This window comes from Streptomyces kronopolitis (assembly GCF_014646275.1).
GTDB lineage: Bacteria > Actinomycetota > Actinomycetes > Streptomycetales > Streptomycetaceae > Streptomyces > Streptomyces kronopolitis.
In genome coordinates, this window is the sequence record NZ_BMND01000097.1 from 1 (window position 1) to 803 (window position 803).

An 803-nucleotide genomic window follows, 5' to 3' on the forward strand; every position below is an offset into this window, starting at 1 on the left:
GCAGACGGCGCCGGGCAGCAGCTGGAGCGCCGCGCGCACGCCGCGGGAGGGCCGGGCGGGGGCGGGCGGCCGCCCGGCCGCAGCGGCGGTGTCCCGGTCGGCGCGCGGCACCCGGGCGTAGAGCTCCTCGGCCAGGGAGAAGACGTCGCGGTGCCGGAAGCGTGCGGCCGTGCGGTCGGTGACGCCGTGCGCCTCCAGCCCGGCGGCGATCTCCAGCGCGTCGACGGCGCGGGCGCACAGCTCCTGGTGGCGGTGCATCAGGGTCCGGACGGGGTCGGCGGGGCCGCGGCGCGGCGGCGCGGGCCGGTCCGCGGCTCGGTCTGCGGCTCGGTCGGCGGGCGGCGCGGGCCGCTCGGTGGGTGGCGCGACGGCGTGGGGGACGGCGCCCTCGGGGGTGCTCATGTCCGGGGCCCCCGCTCCCGGCTCCGCGCGCAGCCGCCGTGATCCCGGCCGCCGTCGATGCCGCGGTCGGGGTGCCGCCGGAGCGGGCGTCCGCGGCCGTCCGGGGAGGTGCGCCGGACGGGCAGCGGGCTGCCCGGACGGGCGCTGCGGGCCCCCTTCGCCCCGACGGTCACCAGGGCCGCACCCATCGCGCACAGCGCGCACAACACGTCGAGCACACCCGTCACCATTGCCCGCTCCCTCGCGTCGGCCGGGGCTGTCCGGTCGCGGGCTCGTCCCGTCTCACCGGCTGTCTCATTCCTCGGGCGCCGGCCGCTCCCCCGCCGCAGCCGGCGGCCGGCACCGGCGCCGCGGCGGGGCGCTCCCCGTCCGGCACCGCCCAGCTCGGGGTGCGGCCGGCC

General features: G+C 82.2%; 1 protein-coding gene and 1 pseudogene. Both read right to left on the reverse strand.

Annotated elements, in window-relative coordinates:
• A pseudogene (locus tag IEY78_RS33770) lies at positions 1-402 on the reverse strand (hypothetical protein); the annotation flags it as partial.
• Positions 399-632 carry a hypothetical protein gene (locus IEY78_RS33775; RefSeq protein ID WP_189104815.1) on the reverse strand — a complete coding sequence of 78 codons (234 nt, stop codon included), beginning with the start codon at positions 630-632 and terminating at the stop codon, positions 399-401. The pseudogene IEY78_RS33770 and the gene IEY78_RS33775, both read right to left, overlap by 4 nt.
• Between the last annotated feature and the right edge of the window lie 171 nt (positions 633-803).